This is a genomic window from Rhizobium sp. BK418 (assembly GCF_004341105.1).
Classification (GTDB): Bacteria; Pseudomonadota; Alphaproteobacteria; order Rhizobiales; family Rhizobiaceae; genus Rhizobium.
In genome coordinates this window covers 74134-89650 of record NZ_SLZK01000012.1, presented here as the reverse complement: position 1 = coordinate 89650, position 15517 = coordinate 74134, and the positions used below count along the sequence as shown (strand labels likewise).

The following is a 15517-nucleotide window of genomic DNA, read 5'->3' as shown; positions in this document are numbered from 1 at the left end:
GGAGATTGCTTCGCCAATTCCTCGAAGGCGCCACGAGCCTCATCCGACTTGCCCGCCTGCTCCAGGCTCAGCGCAATGTAGAAACGCGCCCGCGGGTTGTTCGGCTCCAGGGAGAGGATCTGCATGAGTTCATCGAACGCTTCCCCGGATACTTGGCCATTTGAGGTGGCCATGAGCGTTTCCGACAGCCCCTCCAGGCGATGAACATTGGTCCCGTCCAGGCGAAGTGCCTTTCGATACGCCTTCGCTGCATCATCAATCCTGCCCATCTTGAGGTAAACGGGGGCGATGACATCCCATCCCCGACCGTCCTCGGGATGGCCAGCCAGATGATCCTCCATCTTCTTGACGAGAATTGCGAGATCCTGGCCAGGCTCCGCGAGCCTTGCCGCTAAGGGACGCGAGGGGAGATCCGGAGAACCGAGAGAGACGTAAAGAGTGATGCTGAGCAAGGGCAGGAACGCGGCGATCGCGTGTTTCAGCCATCTGCCGGCCCGTTGCGGGCTCTGCGCCGGCCGGCTGTCATCGGCGGCCTTGAACAGGCGTCGCGCCGTTTCCGCTCTTGCCAACTCGTACTCGCCCGGCGCGATGCGTCCGGAGGCGATATCCTCGTCTAGTTCAAAAAGCTGGGCGCGGTAGACCCTGCCGGCATCCGCTTTGGCGCTTGCCGCCTTCCGGCCGCCCGTCGAGAGCGGATGAAGCAGGATGGCAGTCGCTGCGGTCGTCATTACCGCGAAAAGAATCCAGATCGTCATTGTTGCAGCCATAGTGGCTCAACACATAGCCGGAGCAGCGGACCGGACATTGACGAGGATCAATTATCTCGATGTTCGTCCCAGTCGACCGGTGAAGACATAACCGACGCCTCGCACCGACTGGATGAGATCCGGGCTCTTCGGATCATCCTCGATCTTCTTGCGCAAACGGACGATCTGGGCATCGATTGCGCGATCGAAGGCTTCGAGATTGCGGTTTCTCGTGAGATCCATGAGGGTTTCGCGCGAAAGAACCCGGCCGGGATTGCGCACGAAAACGAGCAACATGTCGAACTCGCCCGTCGTCAAGGCAACGTCGCTCCCCTGGGGTGAGGTCAGCCGCCTTCGCGACACATCGAGAGACCAGCCTTCGAAGGCAAGCGTCTCGTCCTCTCCATTGACCTGGCGGGTCGCATCAGAGGACATGCGGCGCCGCAGGATGGTTCTGAGACGAGCCAGCAGTTCCCTCAGATGAAATGGCTTGGCGATATAGTCATCGGCGCCGACCTCGAGGCCGACGACCTTGTCCGTGACATCGTCCTGACCGGTCAGCATGAGAACCGGCACGTCAGACGTGCTGCGAAGCTCCCGCAGCAATTCAAGGCCGTTCTCGCCGTTCGGGAGCACCAGATCGAGAAAAATTGCAGCGAAAGAGCCTTTGGCGAGTTCGGAACGCATCGCCGCGCCGTTTGCGACCGCGTTCACCCTAAATCCGTTGTCTTCGAAGTAACGCACCAGCATCTGCCTGATCCGCGCGTCATCATCGACCACCAGAATACGGTCCGGTTCCATTGTCCTCGTTGAGCTCGCTTTCGATCTTCCAATCAGATAGCGCAGGAATTCGGCGAGCGCCACCGCTCTCAGCGTCTTATGCAATAGTTCCCAAAGAAACCTTGTGTTGATTGGCTCGCCTGGCGGACTTCTTCACGATAGCGTCCGACAGTTTGGCTTCGGGCGCGACCGCCGCTAGCAGACCTGGCGCAGCAGAGCGACGTTTGCGATGCGGACCGTTCGACCTTTGACGTCGACCCCGCACCGCGCGAGAGCGGCAAATGCCCGTGATAGGGCCTCCGGTCCGAGCCCGAGTTTTCCAGGCAGAATCTGCTTCTTGTAGGGAAGGTGGAATGTCGCCTGAAAAGTCGCCTCCGGGCACTGGCGCAACAGGAAAATTGCCACGCGATGGGCTGCCGTGTGCAAGCGATCGCCGGCAATGCCGTCGAACGCTTCAAGAAGGTGGCGGGCCGATATCGTTAGCAGGTTACGCTGGAGCTGAGGGCATTTATCGGCAAGTGCACGCAGCGCCGCAGCTTTGAAATGCACGAGCTCGCTCGAGGCGCCGGCACAGGCGCCATGCGCGTAATTGCCGCCGAGTGCGATCGAATATTCGGCGATGAAGTCGCCCGGTTCGCAGACGCGGATATCCGTATCACGCCCGCTCGATTCCGTTCGCGTCAGCCTGACCACAGCGCTTGCGACATAGACGACGTGGATACCAGGCTCACCTTCCGCGAGGATTTCTTCGCCCAATACATAGGTGCGCCGGCGCGCAAGGGCGACCAGTCTCCTCGCTCAGCCCGCAAAACAGGTCTGACTGTAAAAGTCGTTCGTTGTTGAAGAGTATCGGTTCTTCCCGGCTGACGCGATCACTTAGCTGTCGGATCGGAATCATCGTCGGCAATCACCCGCCAGGAGGCGCCCTCCAGATCGTCATACTGACCGCTTTTCAAGGACCAGAGGAACGCCGCCAGTCCAAGGCCGCCCATGAAGAGCGCAATCGGGATCAGGTAGATGAGCATGTTCATGCGACTTCTACCTCCCTTTCGCGGATCGGGCTCTGCAAAGCTGGCCGAGGCGCGCTTCGCGCTCCAAAGGCGTTGAGACGCAGGGCATTGGTGACCACGATGATCGAGGACGTCGACATCGCGACGGCAGCAATCAAAGGCGTCGCAAGGCCTGCGATCGCAATCGGCACGGCCAGGATGTTGTAACCGATCGCGAGCGCAAAATTTTGCCGGATAAGCGCAGCCGAGCGCCGGGCAATCCGGATGGCGTCGGGCACTGCGTTGAGCCGCTCGTTGAAGAAGACGAGGTCGGCCGCCTGACGTCCGATATCGGAAGCGCTGGACGGCGCCATCGAGACATGAGCTGCGGCCAGCGCCGGCGCGTCATTTATGCCGTCGCCGACCATCAGCACGCGCCGTCCCTTCTCCCGCAGGGCCTCACAAGCCTCCACCTTCTGCTTCGGGTTCAGCGCGCCAAGAGCGCGATCGACGCCGAGGCTGCGTGCCGTTCTTTCGACGACGGATCGACGGTCTCCCGAAAAAATCAGCGTCTGGAAACCGGCCGCTTCCAGATCGGCGACCGCCTCGCCTGCCCCCGCACGAAGCGTGTCATCGAAGAAGAAGCGCGCCAGCGCCACCCCGTTTGCTGAAAGCACGACTTCGGAAAGCGGACTGTCGGATGTCGCGATCTCGGCCTCTCCGCAGGCGAAAGACGCGTTTCCGAGTCTATAGACGACATCCTCACGCGCGGTTTCGAGACCGCCGCCTGCGATCTCGACCGCGTGCTCGAATCGCTCCGCCACATCAGCCTGGCGGGCAAGCGAGAGCGAGAGCGGATGCCGGGAGTGCTGGGCAAGTCCCGCGGCGATCGCGATAGTCCTGGCGTTGTCTGTCTCGGTCCGCACGAGTCTCGGTCGCCCGAGCGTCAGCGTTCCCGTCTTGTCGAAGGCGACGGTATCGACCTCGGCGAGCCGCTCAAGCGCCGAACCGTCCTTGACCATGACGCCGCGGCGAAAGAGCTCGCCGGCTGCAACGACCTGCACAACCGGGACAGCCAGCCCGAGAGCACATGGGCATGTGATGATGAGTACGGCAACGCCGACGAGCATCGCCTGCTTCCAGTCTCCGCCGATGATCCCCCAGCCTAGAAACGACACCAGCGCGAGCAGGTGCACGGCGGGCGAATAGAGCGCTGCCGCCCTGTCGGCGATCCGCCGGTAACGCGCCCGCCCGCCTTCGGCGGCCTCCATGAGGCCGATAATCTCGGCAAGCAGCGAGTTGCGGGCGAGCTTGGTGGCGCGCACGGTCAGTGAGCCGGTCAGGTTCATTGCGCCGGAATGGATTTGCGCGCCGGGCTTCACGGCCACCGGGCTGCTTTCGCCTGTGACGATCGACAGATCGAGATCGCTCGCACCGCTGGCGACGATACCGTCGACCGGGATGCGGTCACCGGCTGCCACGGCAATCTCGTCGCCGATAGCGATCTCCTCGACCGCCACGTAACGTCTCGATCCGTCGACAGCCACCACCAGCGCGCCACGCGGGGCAAGCCGCGCCAGTCCGTTGATCGCCGCACGCGCTTTCTCGCGCATGATATGGTCGAGGGTCCGTCCGATCAGCAGGAAGAACAGCAGCGATACGGTCGCGTCAAACCAGGCATGCTCACCATGATGCATCGTCTCCCACAGCGAAACGACATAGGAGAGCGTCACGGCAAGTGAGATCGGCACATCCATGTTCGTGCGTCCGCGCTTCAACGCGTTCCAGGCCGATCGGAAGAAAAAGCGGCCGGAATAGACGAGCGCCGGGGCCGCGATCATTGCCGATATCCAATGGAACATGTCGCGAGTGGCAGCATCCGCACCGGACCAGACGGATACCGACAGCAGCATGATGTTTGCTGCGGCAAACCCGGCAACCCCGACCGCAAGAAGAAGCTGGTTCCGTGTCTTGTCGCTTTCCGGCGCAAGTGGGGCAAAGAGATGAACCCTGTAGCCAGTCGCACTGACGGCCGCGGTAATACCGGTAGGATCGACCGCTTTATTGTCCACCTCCTCGGCATAAACGCAACTTACGCGCCTCGCGCTGAGGTTCACCCTGGCTTTTCGCACGTAGGGTAGAGCCAACAGGGCCCGCTCGATTGTCGATATGCAGGCGCCGCAATGGACGTCGGGCACGCTGAGATCGAGCTGGCGAAGACCGCCGCCGAGCGCGTGGCTGGCAAGCCCGATCTCCTCGGCGCTGAAGGAGGTCGTGCTCATTGCAAGGACACCCTCCGCATTCACGGTGCAGCAGGTCATTGGGCAAACTCCGCAGTGTCGATGCGCACGGCCTCATGCATGATGATTTCGCCGCCACGGCGCGAAGTCACCTCGACGATCCAGTCGCCTGTCGCGACCGCACGATCCGCCTTAAACCGTCCTTCTGAGAGTTTGGTCAGACCAACGTGAAAGTCCTCGTGATCACCGACTGGCCTTTTGAAGTTCGCCACGACGTCGTCGACAACAGCCGGCGAGCCATCCTTGTTGCGGATATCGTAGTGGATTTCGTCGCTCGTCAGCGAAAGTTTGCCTGCAATCCCCGAAGCGGCCATCGCCTTCATGGCGGCAGCCCTCCCATTGAACTCCTGGCTGGCGACATAGGTGTTTTCGACAACGAGCCCGCTCCAGCTCGACGAGGCATACCAGGCCATCGTAAAGTTGACAGCGATAATCACACCGAAGAAGGCACAGGTGGTCAGCAACATATGCATGCCGGTAAATCCTTGCGTGCGAGTGCTCATCTCACATCTCCTGGGGCGTTGAACGCGGCCCGATAGGTCGCGCGGTCGGCATGGCCGGCATCTTCAATCGAAAAGAGGAATTCGTTGACGGCGTCGCCGGTCGGCTTGCGGGTGATGAACACCTTGAGCGTCGTCGCTGCGTCGGGGGCGGCATCGATCATGAACCGACGTCCTTCCTGCTTGCCGAGCTCTGGAATCCGCATCGTCGCGCCATCAATGCCCGACAGGGTCAGTTCGATCGTGCGCGGCGAGGGAACCATGTTGAGAACGCGCAGCGTGTAGCCGTTGCGGATCGATCCGTTGCTTTCCAGCACATATTGCGGATTGCGGTCATGCACGACATTGAGCTCCAACCGTTCGCGCATTGATAGATGCACGAGCATGGCAACGCCGATGCAGGCCCAGACGGCGGCATAGAAGACGACACGGGGTCGGAAAATGATGCGCCAGTTGAAGTGGCGAATGCCGTCGACAAACGAGCCGTCCGGCTTTCTGACGCGCGCCGGCTGGACGGGCGCCTTGCCTCCGTCGGTGGCAATATTCATATTGCTGGCATATTCGCTGAGTGTCGCATAGGCGATCAGACCGCGCGGTTTGCCGATCCTGTCCATGACGTTATCGCAGGCGTCGATACAGAGCGCACAGGTGATGCACTCCATCTGCTGCCCGTCGCGGATATCGATTCCCATCGGACAAACCGCAACACAGGCATTGCAATCGACACAATCGCCGACGGCCTGCCCCTCCGCTTGCGTCTTCTTGGCATGACGCGAGCGTTGCTCCCCGCGCCAGTCGTTATAGGTCACGACCAGCGAGTTTTCATCGAGCATGGCGCCCTGGATGCGCGGCCAGGGGCACATATAGGTGCAGACTTGTTCACGCAGCAGTCCGCCGAGGACATAGGTGGTGGCCGTCAGAATGGCGACCGTCGCATAGGCCACAGCCGGAGCCTGCCCCGTGAAAAGTCCTTTGACGAGGGTCGGCGCGTCCGCGAAGTAGAACACCCATGCGCCGCCGGTCAGGACGCCGATGACAAGCCAGATCGCATGCTTGAGCAGGCGCTTGCGCAGCTTGTCGAACGTCCATGCTCCGGCGTCGAGTTTCATTCTGGCGTTGCGGTCGCCTTCGATGGCGCGCTCGACGACGAGAAAGAGATCAACCCACACCGTCTGCGGACAGGCGTAACCGCACCAGGCGCGGCCGACGGCCGATGTGACCAGAAACAGCCCGAAACCTGCCATGACTAGCAATCCGGCGACGTAGTAGAATTCCTGCGGCCAGATCTCGATGAAGAAGAAAAAGAAGCGGCGGGAAGACAGGTCGACCAGGATCGCCTGGTCGGGCGCAAAAGGACCGCGATCCCAGCGGATCCAGGGTGCAAGATAGTAGATCGCAAGCGTGATCAGCATCACGATCCACTTGAACCGGCGAAAGCGCCCTTCGACCCGTTTGGGGAAGACTTTCTTGCGCGCCGCATAGAGCGGCTGACGGTTTCGACGGGCGTTGACCGGCTCCGCATTGACGCGTTCCACTGATTTGGGATCGGGTGCTGTGTAGAGATTCATGGGCCTGTTCCGGTTTGTGACTGCCCTTCTCCTCTGTTTCCGGCGCGTGATCCTTGATTCATGTCAAGAACGCGGTTTGCGCGGAGGAGGCCTTGCCCGGGCAGGAGGTGCAGCCCTGAAGAGCCGGGCAACCGACAGGCATAGGCATTTGCGCCCGATCGTTTCCTTGCCTTTGACCAATCGAAAAGGCCGCGCCCGGGAGAGGGGGCACGGCCGTGGAGGACAACGGGGAGAAGCCGCTGGGACGTCCTCGCCTACAGATCTAGCGGCTGGTCGGATTGTGATCTTTGAGGCAGATCAAACTTATAATCGAACTGCCGATCCTTGCCGGGTCTTCCTGCTCGCAAGCAGGCGGGGCAGACCTTGCACGTATCGACACACGCGAGCGGATCACTGCGCGCGGGGTGCCATAGAGCTCAAGGAGCGCATTATGATCATGGTTCGTCATCGTACTGTTCCCTCATTGGCCGCCGCCGAGCGCGTGGACGAAGACGGTGAGTTCCTTGACGGTCGTATTACCGAGGCGCACCGACCAGCCCGGCATGACGCCATGCTTTGGAGCTGTTACCTGCTGGACGATCGCCTCCTCACCCCTGCCCTTCAGCCAGATGGCATCGGCAAGGTTCGGTGCGCCCATCTCTAGCTTGCCCTTGGCATCCTCGCCGTGACAAGCCGCGCAATTGTCGAGGAATACCTGCTTGCCGGCTTCCGCGAGGGCCTCGTCCGATGGCTTGTTCGTCAGGCTCCAGACATAGGCAGCAACCTGCCGGATCTGATCCTTGTCGAGCATGTCGGCGAAGGCCGGCATTTCCGAGACATGTGTGTCGGCGTCATTGTCGAAACGGATGCCGTGGGCGATCGTCGTCTGAATGGAATCGAGATCACCGCCCCAAAGCCAGTCGTCGTCGTTGAGGTTGGGAAAGCCGGGTCCGCCGCTCGCGCCGGAACCGTGGCACGGCGCGCAGTTGACCTTGAAGGCGGAGGCACCGCCGGCGATCGCGAATTCGCGAAGCGCCGGATCGGCGTCGATTTCCTGCACGGTCTTGGCAGCGATCATGTCCTGGAACTTCACCTGCGACGCCTTTGCAAGGTCAAGGTCCTGCTGCAGTTCGGCACGGCTGGAAAAGCCGAGATAGCCTTTCGTGGCCGATGTGATCATCGGTATGGCCGGATAGGCGATGGCATAGCCGATCGCCCACAGGATCGTCGCGTAGAAGGTCCAGACCCACCACCGGGGCATGGGATTGTTCAGTTCACGGATGCCGTCCCATTCATGGCCGGTCGTCTCGACGCCGCTGATTTCATCGATATGTTTTTCCGACATCTCAATCATCCTTCAGAGGAATGTTGGCGGCATCCTTGGCAGCCTGCTTGCTGCCAGGGCGGAGGGTGAAAATGATCGCTCCGACGAAGAAGGCCGTCATTGCCAGGAGACCCCAGCTATCGGCGAAGTGCCGCATTGCGGTGTAGGTTTCCATTTTTCACCTCATCGGTAGCCAGTGGCGTCGTCATAGGTCGAAAAATCGACCAGCGTGCCGAGCATCTGCAGATAGGCCACAAGGGCGTCCATCTCGGTGAGCTTCTTGGGATCGCCGTCGAAATCGCCGATCTTGGCCTTGGGATATCGCTCGAGAAGCGCGGTCGTATCGGCGTTCGGGTCGGCCTGAACCTTCATGTCCGCCTCCGCATTGGCGATCATGTCGTCGCTATAGGGCACGCCCACATCCACATTCGCCTTGAGGTCCATGCCGACGTCCTTGACCGTAACCTCCTGCTCCTTGAGGAAGGCGTAGCTCGGCATGATCGACTCCGGCACGACGGCCCTCGGGTTCGACAGGTGCTGGACATGCCACTCGTTGGAGTAACGGCCGCCCACGCGCGCCAGATCCGGACCCGTGCGCTTCGATCCCCACTGGAAGGGATGGTCGTACATGGATTCGGCAGCAAGCGAATAATGACCGTAGCGCTCCACCTCGTCTCGGAAGGGCCTGATCATCTGGCTGTGGCAGAGATAGCAGCCTTCGCGGATGTAGATGTTGCGGCCTGCCAGCTCGAGGGGCGTATAGGGACGCATTCCCTCCACCTTCTCGATCGTGTTCTGCAGGTAGAACAGCGGGGCAATTTCGACGATGCCGCCGATGCTGACCACCAGGAGCGAGCCGACCAGAAGAAGCGTCGCGTTTTTCTCAAGGATCTGATGCTTGTCCAGGATTGATGCCATGTGTCACCTCACTCGGCAGCCTGTGCCTGCGGCACATAGGCAGTAGGGATTTCGGCTTCGTCGCGCAGATGGCCACGGATGGTCATGAAGACGTTCCAGACCATCACGAGACCGCCGGCCAGATAGAGACCGCCGCCAAGCGTGCGCAGGACGTAGTAGGGGAACATCGCAGCCACGGTTTCGGCGAACGAATAGACGAGGAAGCCCTGGGAATTGTATTCACGCCACATTAGGCCCTGCTGGATGCCGGCGACCCACAGGACCGCCGCATAGACGACGATACCGAGCGTTGCGAGCCAGAAATGCCAGTTGACCATGCGCAGGCTGTAGAGCCGTTCGCGGCCCCACAGCTTCGGCGTCATGTAGTAGATCGCGCCGAAGGTGATCATGCCGACCCAGCCGAGAGCGCCCGAATGCACGTGACCGATGGTCCATTCGGTATAATGGCTGAGCGAGTTCACGGTCTTGACCGACATCATTGGGCCTTCGAAGGTCGACATGCCGTAAAAGGCGATGGCGACGATCATCATGCGGATGATGGGATCGGTGCGGATCTTGTCCCAGGCGCCTGACAGCGTCATCAGGCCGTTGATCATGCCGCCCCAAGACGGCATCCAGAGCATGACCGAAAAAACCATGCCGAGGGTCTGCGCCCAGTCGGGCAGCGCGGTATAGTGCAGGTGATGGGGACCGGCCCAGATATACATGAAGATCAGCGCCCAGAAGTGGATGATCGACAGCCGGTAGGAATAGATGGGCCGATTCGCCTGCTTGGGCACGAAATAATACATCATCCCGAGAAAACCGGCGGTCAGGAAGAAGCCGACGGCGTTGTGGCCGTACCACCATTGCGTCAGCGCGTCCTGAACGCCCGAAAACAGCGAATAGCTTTTCGAGCCGAGGAATGAGGCCGGCACCGCAAGATTGTTGACGACGTGCAGCATCGCAATCGTCACGATGAAGCCGAGATAGAACCAGTTCGCCACATAGATATGCGGCTCCTTGCGCTTCAGGATGGTGCCGAGGAAGACGGCGAGATAGGCAACCCAGACGATCGTCAGCCACAGGTCGACATACCATTCGGGCTCTGCATATTCGCGCGCCTGGGTGATGCCGAGGACATAGCCGGTCGCGGCCATGATGATGAAGAGCTGGTAGCCCCAGAAGACGAACCAGGCGAGGCTGCCGCCGAACAGGCGAGCGTGACAGGTACGCTGGACGACGTAGAAGGACGTCATAATAAGCGCATTGCCGCCGAAGGCGAAAATGACGGCCGAGGTGTGGACAGGCCGTAGCCTGCCGAAATTCAGATAGGGTGCAAGGTTGAGGTCCGGGAAGGCCAGTTGAGCCGCGATGACAACGCCAACGAGGAAGCCGACAACACCCCAGAACACGGTGGCGATCAAGCCGTAACGGATCACCTCGTCGAAATAGCCGGATGGATCGGCTTTCGGCAGCCGGCCCGCCGGCGAGAAATCCACCCTTCTGACGAGAAGCAACGTTCCGGCGAAAAGGCAGAAGCTCAGTATTCCCATATGGACTGAAAATAGATGGTCGTGGGCGAAAGCAGCGCCAAGCAATGCCAGGAATGCTCCCACGGCGACCACCATGGTTTCCGTAGTATAGTTCATGATGACGTCCCCAGTGCGCAGACGACCACAGGGCGGCCGCCTTTCTCGTACGTTGAGGAACGACTGTCATGGAGACCCCGCCCGTTCCTTGATCCAGGTCAACGAGGGCGCAGCTTTGGCCGTTGTTACAGACTGTTACAAAGTCTTACCCTTTGGCACCGTCCGCTCATTCCGCTGTGACCAAACGGCTTTCTATTGCCCCCATTCGATCACGCAATCAGGGCACGGGGATCATTGAGATGTTGATGCAGGGCCATCAGGCATTTGAGAACGTCGTTGGTACAAAGGCAGTTCAGGGTAATTCGCTGTCGCCGCTTTTCCAGATGTCGGCGACCGAAACGGTCGAGGCAGGAAAGGCCATTTGTTGGGAGGGAGATGCTGCACGGCATCTGTTCCAGATCACCGAAGGCGTCGTGCGTCTTCATCGCATCATCGGCGACGGGCGTCGGGTCATCACCGCGTTTCACTTCGCCGGCGACGTCGTCGGCTCCTTCCTGCAAGGCGATTTCCTGTTTACCGCCGAAGCAGTGACGGATTGCAAGATCCGCCGCCTATCGCGCAAGCAGTTCCAGGAGGAGGTTGAGCGTTCCGAGCTTTTGCGGCCGGCCTATATCAGCCTCCTCTGCAGGGAGACCGCGTCGGCTCATGACCAACTGGTGCTCCTGTCCAGGAAAAATGCCGAAGAACGCCTTTGCACATTTCTCATGAAGCTTGCGACCCGTGACCGCGAATCGCTCCGTCAGGGGCTGCTCGAGGTGCCAATGAGCCGTCAGGACATCGCCGACTACCTCGGCTTGACCATCGAGACCGTTTCGCGCTCAATCAGCAAGCTCGCCCAGAGGAAGATCGTTGTCCCGTGCGGACGGCACAATCTGCGCATCGTCAATCTTGCCCGCCTCGCGCAGTTGTCGGGCAATGTGGATGATTTTTCGGACGGAACCTGCCATAGGGGTAGCGTCCACTGATTGCGGAACCAATGCTTATGCCTCACCGTCTGATCTCGCCGCGCACCGTATCGCCCCAGGAACTGGACGCTCTGGTGCATGTCCTCGACGGGGCCGACATCATCGTGCACCGGCTCGAAGGCACGATCACTCATTGGTCGATCGGCAGCGAGAACATGTACGGCTGGACCCGTGAGGAAGCCGTGGGCGAGACCGTATACGCTTTGCTCGATACGCGTTTCCCTGAACCGATGGAGGCCATACGCTCGCATTTGACAACGCGGGGCTTCTGGCAGGGCGAGGTCATTCATCGTCACAAGAACGGCCACGACATATACGTCGCAACCCGCTGCGTGCTCGTCAATCTTCCCGACGGCGATCCCATGATCATCGAAGCAAACAGTGACATCAGCGCCCTACGCAAGGCCGAAGAAGCCGTGCGAGCGCGCGAAGCGCACCTGTCTTCGATCCTCGATACAGTCCCCGATGCGATGGTCGTCATCGATCAGAACGGGTATGTTATGTCGTTCAGCAAGGCCGCCGAGGCCCTCTTTGGCTTCAAATCTGAAGAAATCTGCGGCCAGAACGTCAAGAAGCTGATGCCCGAACCTTATCGTGCGGCCCATGACGGATATATCGACCATTACCTGCAGACAGGCGAAAAGCGGATCATAGGTTATGGTCGCGTGGTAACCGGGCAGCGCGCTGATGGCACCCAGTTCCCGATGGAACTGCATGTCGGCGAGGCCACAGCCAACGGCCAACGGATATTTACCGGCTTCGTTCGCGATCTAACCAGCAGGTTTAAGATCGAGGAAGACCTTCGCCAGGCTCAGAAGATGGAGGCCGTGGGCCAGCTTACCGGCGGCCTGGCGCACGACTTCAACAATCTGCTGACCGTGATCAGCGGCAATCTGGAGATGATCGAGGACAAGCTTCCGGCAGGCCCGCTGCGCGACATGTTGCGGGAGGCGCAGGACGCCGCGACCGACGGGGCAAAGCTCACGGGACAGTTGCTGGCCTTCGGAAGACGGCAGCCGCTGAACCCGAAGCAGGCCGATCTCGGCCAGCTCGTCACCGGCTTTTCAGACCTCCTGCGAAGGACGCTCGGCGAAAACATCAAATTGTCGACCGTGCTGTCGGGATCCGATTTCCACGTGCTGGTTGATAGTTCCCAATTGCAGAACGCAATCCTCAACATCGCTCTGAACGCGCGCGATGCCATGCCGAAGGGCGGTACCTTGACCACCGAGGTCTCATGCGTGCGGCTCGATGCGGATTACGCCAAAATGTACCCGGAAGTCCGCAGCGGCAATTTCGTCCTCGTATCGATGAGCGATACCGGTGAGGGCATGAGCGAGGAGGTCAAGAAGCGCGCGATCGAGCCGTTCTTCACCACCAAGGAGGTCGGTTCTGGAACCGGATTGGGCCTCAGCATGGTCTACGGCTTCGTCAAACAATCGGGCGGTCATCTGCAGATCTATAGCGAGGTCGGCCGCGGCACGACGATCCGCATTTACCTGCCGGCGCTTTCGAGCACCAGCGCCAGAGACGAAGCGATTGTCGGTGAAAAGGTCGAAGCAGCGTTGCCGCGCGGCGACGAACGCATTCTCGTGGTCGAGGATGATTCCCGCGTCCGCAGGGTCGCTGTCGCAAGATTGGCCGGGATGGGATATTCGGTGCTCGAAGCCGACAATGGACGGCGCGCCCTTGAATTGCTTAAAGAAAATCCCGACATCGCCCTTTTGTTCACCGACATCGTCATGCCGGGCGGTATGACAGGTGACGAGTTGGCAAGGGCGGCTCGCGTCGAATGGCCTGACCTCGCCGTGCTCTTCACGTCGGGATATTCCGAACCAGCCCTGGCGGCAAATGATGTCATCGCTGGCGCTCAGTGGCTTCGTAAACCCTACACCGCGCGCGAGCTCGCTGTAAAAGTGCGCGCCCTCATCGACGCCCGGTGAGGGGCCTCTCGAGCCTTCTCCATAAATCCAGCCATCAGATTGCCTGCCTAAGCTCCGCAACCTCTGTGGGCCAGCCTTCCGGCAGTTGGGAAGACGTCGTGATCGCTGACCGCCCATGAGGTCGAGGCCCCCCGCGCTGTTCCCTCAGCATCCTCGAAACCGGACCGGAGAGCTGTCCTTCACCAGAATTGCCACTGCCAATTTGACGAGCGTCAAAGAGCGAGTTGCATGCATGTCCTAAAACCGGAGCCGAGGCCAAGACCGGCCCCGAACGATAGGAGAAATGAAATGCGTCTGAAATTTGGACTGATCGCTGCCACAGCAGTTCTGATGGCATCGGCAGCGCCGCTCATGGCCGCCGACCATCAGATCCAGATGCTGAACAAGGGTGCTGATGGCGCGATGGTCTTCGAACCGGGATTTGTCAAGATCGCTCCCGGCGACACCGTTACCTTCGTACCCACCGATAAAAGCCATAACGTCGAAACCTACAAGGGCCTTATTCCGGATGGCGTTGCAGAGTTCAAGTCCAAGCCGAGCGAGCAATACCAGGCCAAATTCGACGTCCCTGGCGCCTATGTCGTCAAATGCACGCCGCATGCGGGCATGGGTATGGTGGCGCTGATCCAGGTCGGCGACAGCCCGACCAACCTCGAAGCCATCAAGACCGCCAAGCTCCCGAACATGGTGCGCAAGCGCCTTGATGCCGATCTCGCGCAGATCGTGCCGGTCACGCAATAACGCTGGCCCTCACAGGTGGCGGCGCCATGCGCCCCACCTGCAGACCAGGCACCATTTCATGACCAGATATTTTTGCTCGTCGTAGCCGGCATTTCTAACTTCGCCGGATCGGTACAAAACCGCGTCATGCATGCTCCATCTCCATGGACACGGGCTAGCAGTGACACCGCAGCCTGACGGCACGGCCGAGATCCACAGTTCGATCCCGATATCGCAGTTCGATTCGACGCAGCCCGGAGCATCTCTCTAGGTCTGCGTAACACCTTAAGCGGCGCCTATTAAGGAGGTGCCGGTAGCTTGGGCTGCGAAAAACCTGCCAATGTCAGATATTGCTGAGCGGATGCCTACGTCCAAGCAACGACGGATGAACCTTTCCATCTCGAAGGCGGTCTGGCGGTCAGCCGCCGACCGGACCATAGGCATTGCCTGATTAAGCCGCGCCGAGTTCGGCCCTGGTTACCTCATCTATTCCCCTGAAGATTCGACGCTGCGCAGCGATATGCCGACGCAAAGCGCAGAAAAATGATCTGAGCAGGTGGCTGACGGCGTCCAGGGACAGCAGGCAGCGGCCAACTTGCAGCGCCTGGAGCACCTCGACCACATCTTGCGCCGCATCGAGATCGACCAGTCGACCAGCCTTGAGGCGATCCTCCATCTCAGATCGTTCGCCGCCGCTCATGATCGTACCCAGCCAAATCGAAAGGATTTGCTCCTCCAGCCGATGACTGGTCAGAAGCAGGGGAACAAGCCCGTCGGCGACTGTTCCGCAGAGCCGCTCATTGACACGACACGGCTGAAAATCGGCGATCGCCTCAAGGAGAGCGCACCAGGACAGGAGCTCACCGTAGCGGGCTTCGAGTTCGTCGAACGCTGATGTAGGGCCGTTCATCGCTCACCTCTGGAGGAAAAGGCTTGCGGCAATAGCGATGGCAGCGATGACCGCCGTCAGCACACCTGTCCGTTGCAGCACACCCATGCGGTAAAGCGTGATCGCGAAGATCACGATGACAGGTGTTGCGATCGAAAGTCCGATTTGCGCGTCGCTCATAAGGTCTCCTTTACGAGCGCAGCATAGCCAGCCGCAACGACCGCTTCTTTGAGATCGATCAAAGACCTCCCGCTGGGCGAGCAGA

The 15517-nt window shown here is 60.3% G+C and carries 16 protein-coding genes and 1 pseudogene; 4 read left to right on the top strand and 13 right to left on the bottom strand.

Annotated elements, in window-relative coordinates:
• From ccmI to ccoN, 12 genes and pseudogenes are all read right to left on the bottom strand, one after another.
• On the bottom strand, nucleotides 1-755 hold a 755-nt coding region (gene ccmI / locus EV281_RS29900; protein ID WP_132658461.1), incomplete at its 3' end, for a c-type cytochrome biogenesis protein CcmI.
• 63 nt (nucleotides 756-818) lie between these two features.
• Nucleotides 819-1547, bottom strand: a complete 729-nt coding sequence (locus tag EV281_RS29895) for a response regulator (protein WP_132658460.1) — start codon at nucleotides 1545-1547, stop codon at nucleotides 819-821.
• Between the two features lie 174 nt (nucleotides 1548-1721).
• Nucleotides 1722-2376: pseudogene (locus EV281_RS29890) on the bottom strand (Crp/Fnr family transcriptional regulator).
• 22 nt (nucleotides 2377-2398) lie between these two features.
• A complete protein-coding gene (gene ccoS, locus EV281_RS29885; protein WP_132658459.1) occupies nucleotides 2399-2557 on the bottom strand; it encodes a cbb3-type cytochrome oxidase assembly protein CcoS in 159 nt (52 codons plus the stop codon).
• Entirely contained in the window at nucleotides 2554-4836 is a 2283-nt protein-coding gene (locus EV281_RS29880; RefSeq protein ID WP_132658458.1) for a cation-translocating P-type ATPase, read from the bottom strand. The genes ccoS and EV281_RS29880 overlap by 4 nt, the downstream gene beginning before the upstream one ends.
• Nucleotides 4833-5318 (bottom strand): FixH family protein, encoded by a 486-nt coding sequence (locus EV281_RS29875; protein WP_132658457.1) that lies wholly within the window; start codon nucleotides 5316-5318, stop codon nucleotides 4833-4835. The genes EV281_RS29880 and EV281_RS29875 overlap by 4 nt, the downstream gene beginning before the upstream one ends.
• The gene (gene ccoG, locus EV281_RS29870) at nucleotides 5315-6883 is read right to left on the bottom strand and encodes a cytochrome c oxidase accessory protein CcoG (protein ID WP_132658456.1); all 1569 of its coding nucleotides are present in this window, start codon (nucleotides 6881-6883) and stop codon (nucleotides 5315-5317) included. The genes EV281_RS29875 and ccoG overlap by 4 nt, the downstream gene beginning before the upstream one ends.
• Nucleotides 6884-7145: 262 nt before the next feature.
• Nucleotides 7146-7331 carry a hypothetical protein gene (locus EV281_RS31955; RefSeq protein ID WP_132658455.1) on the bottom strand — a complete coding sequence of 62 codons (186 nt, stop codon included), beginning with the start codon at nucleotides 7329-7331 and terminating at the stop codon, nucleotides 7146-7148.
• A 12-nt stretch (nucleotides 7332-7343) separates the two neighbouring features.
• Nucleotides 7344-8207, bottom strand: coding sequence for a cytochrome-c oxidase, cbb3-type subunit III (gene ccoP, locus EV281_RS29860; RefSeq protein ID WP_132658454.1), 864 nt, complete (start codon nucleotides 8205-8207; stop codon nucleotides 7344-7346).
• A 1-nt stretch (nucleotide 8208) separates the two neighbouring features.
• Nucleotides 8209-8361, bottom strand: coding sequence for a cbb3-type cytochrome c oxidase subunit 3 (locus tag EV281_RS29855; RefSeq protein ID WP_132658453.1), 153 nt, complete (start codon nucleotides 8359-8361; stop codon nucleotides 8209-8211).
• An 8-nt stretch (nucleotides 8362-8369) separates the two neighbouring features.
• Nucleotides 8370-9104, bottom strand: coding sequence for a cytochrome-c oxidase, cbb3-type subunit II (ccoO, locus tag EV281_RS29850; protein WP_132658452.1), 735 nt, complete (start codon nucleotides 9102-9104; stop codon nucleotides 8370-8372).
• A gap of 8 nt (nucleotides 9105-9112) precedes the next feature.
• Entirely contained in the window at nucleotides 9113-10735 is a 1623-nt protein-coding gene (ccoN, locus tag EV281_RS29845) for a cytochrome-c oxidase, cbb3-type subunit I (RefSeq protein ID WP_132658451.1), read from the bottom strand.
• 239 nt (nucleotides 10736-10974) lie between these two features.
• On the opposite strand from ccoN, the gene EV281_RS29840 reads away from it, so the two are divergent.
• From EV281_RS29840 to EV281_RS31370, 4 genes are all read left to right on the top strand, one after another.
• On the top strand, nucleotides 10975-11700 hold the full coding sequence (locus EV281_RS29840) for a helix-turn-helix domain-containing protein (RefSeq protein ID WP_132658450.1): 726 nt from the start codon (nucleotides 10975-10977) through the stop codon (nucleotides 11698-11700).
• Between the two features lie 17 nt (nucleotides 11701-11717).
• Nucleotides 11718-13643, top strand: coding sequence for a PAS domain-containing sensor histidine kinase (locus tag EV281_RS29835; protein WP_132658449.1), 1926 nt, complete (start codon nucleotides 11718-11720; stop codon nucleotides 13641-13643).
• A 288-nt stretch (nucleotides 13644-13931) separates the two neighbouring features.
• Nucleotides 13932-14384 carry a pseudoazurin gene (locus tag EV281_RS29830; RefSeq protein WP_132658448.1) on the top strand — a complete coding sequence of 151 codons (453 nt, stop codon included), beginning with the start codon at nucleotides 13932-13934 and terminating at the stop codon, nucleotides 14382-14384.
• 535 nt (nucleotides 14385-14919) lie between these two features.
• Nucleotides 14920-15258, top strand: coding sequence for a hypothetical protein (locus EV281_RS31370; RefSeq protein ID WP_165911999.1), 339 nt, complete (start codon nucleotides 14920-14922; stop codon nucleotides 15256-15258).
• A gap of 18 nt (nucleotides 15259-15276) precedes the next feature.
• Here EV281_RS31370 and EV281_RS31365 read toward each other — a convergent pair whose 3' ends face one another.
• Nucleotides 15277-15432, bottom strand: a complete 156-nt coding sequence (locus EV281_RS31365; RefSeq protein WP_165911998.1) for a hypothetical protein — start codon at nucleotides 15430-15432, stop codon at nucleotides 15277-15279.
• Nucleotides 15433-15517 lie beyond the last annotated feature (85 nt).

Excerpts from the sequence above, each read along its gene's own strand:
- EV281_RS29835 (WP_132658449.1), top strand. The coding sequence starts at position 11,718 with ATGCCTCACCGTCTGATCTCGCCGCGCACCGTATCGCCCCAGGAACTG.
- ccoO (WP_132658452.1), bottom strand. The coding sequence starts at position 9,104 with ATGGCATCAATCCTGGACAAGCATCAGATCCTTGAGAAAAACGCGACG.
- EV281_RS31365 (WP_165911998.1), bottom strand. The coding sequence starts at position 15,432 with ATGAGCGACGCGCAAATCGGACTTTCGATCGCAACACCTGTCATCGTG.
- EV281_RS29840 (WP_132658450.1), top strand. The coding sequence starts at position 10,975 with ATGTTGATGCAGGGCCATCAGGCATTTGAGAACGTCGTTGGTACAAAG.
- ccoP (WP_132658454.1), bottom strand. The coding sequence starts at position 8,207 with ATGTCGGAAAAACATATCGATGAAATCAGCGGCGTCGAGACGACCGGC.
- ccoN (WP_132658451.1), bottom strand. The coding sequence starts at position 10,735 with ATGAACTATACTACGGAAACCATGGTGGTCGCCGTGGGAGCATTCCTG.
- EV281_RS29895 (WP_132658460.1), bottom strand. The coding sequence starts at position 1,547 with ATGGAACCGGACCGTATTCTGGTGGTCGATGATGACGCGCGGATCAGG.
- EV281_RS29880 (WP_132658458.1), bottom strand. The coding sequence starts at position 4,836 with ATGACCTGCTGCACCGTGAATGCGGAGGGTGTCCTTGCAATGAGCACG.
- ccoG (WP_132658456.1), bottom strand. The coding sequence starts at position 6,883 with ATGAATCTCTACACAGCACCCGATCCCAAATCAGTGGAACGCGTCAAT.
- EV281_RS31955 (WP_132658455.1), bottom strand. The coding sequence starts at position 7,331 with ATGACGAACCATGATCATAATGCGCTCCTTGAGCTCTATGGCACCCCG.
- EV281_RS29875 (WP_132658457.1), bottom strand. The coding sequence starts at position 5,318 with ATGAGCACTCGCACGCAAGGATTTACCGGCATGCATATGTTGCTGACC.
- ccoS (WP_132658459.1), bottom strand. The coding sequence starts at position 2,557 with ATGAACATGCTCATCTACCTGATCCCGATTGCGCTCTTCATGGGCGGC.
- EV281_RS29855 (WP_132658453.1), bottom strand. The coding sequence starts at position 8,361 with ATGGAAACCTACACCGCAATGCGGCACTTCGCCGATAGCTGGGGTCTC.
- EV281_RS29830 (WP_132658448.1), top strand. The coding sequence starts at position 13,932 with ATGCGTCTGAAATTTGGACTGATCGCTGCCACAGCAGTTCTGATGGCA.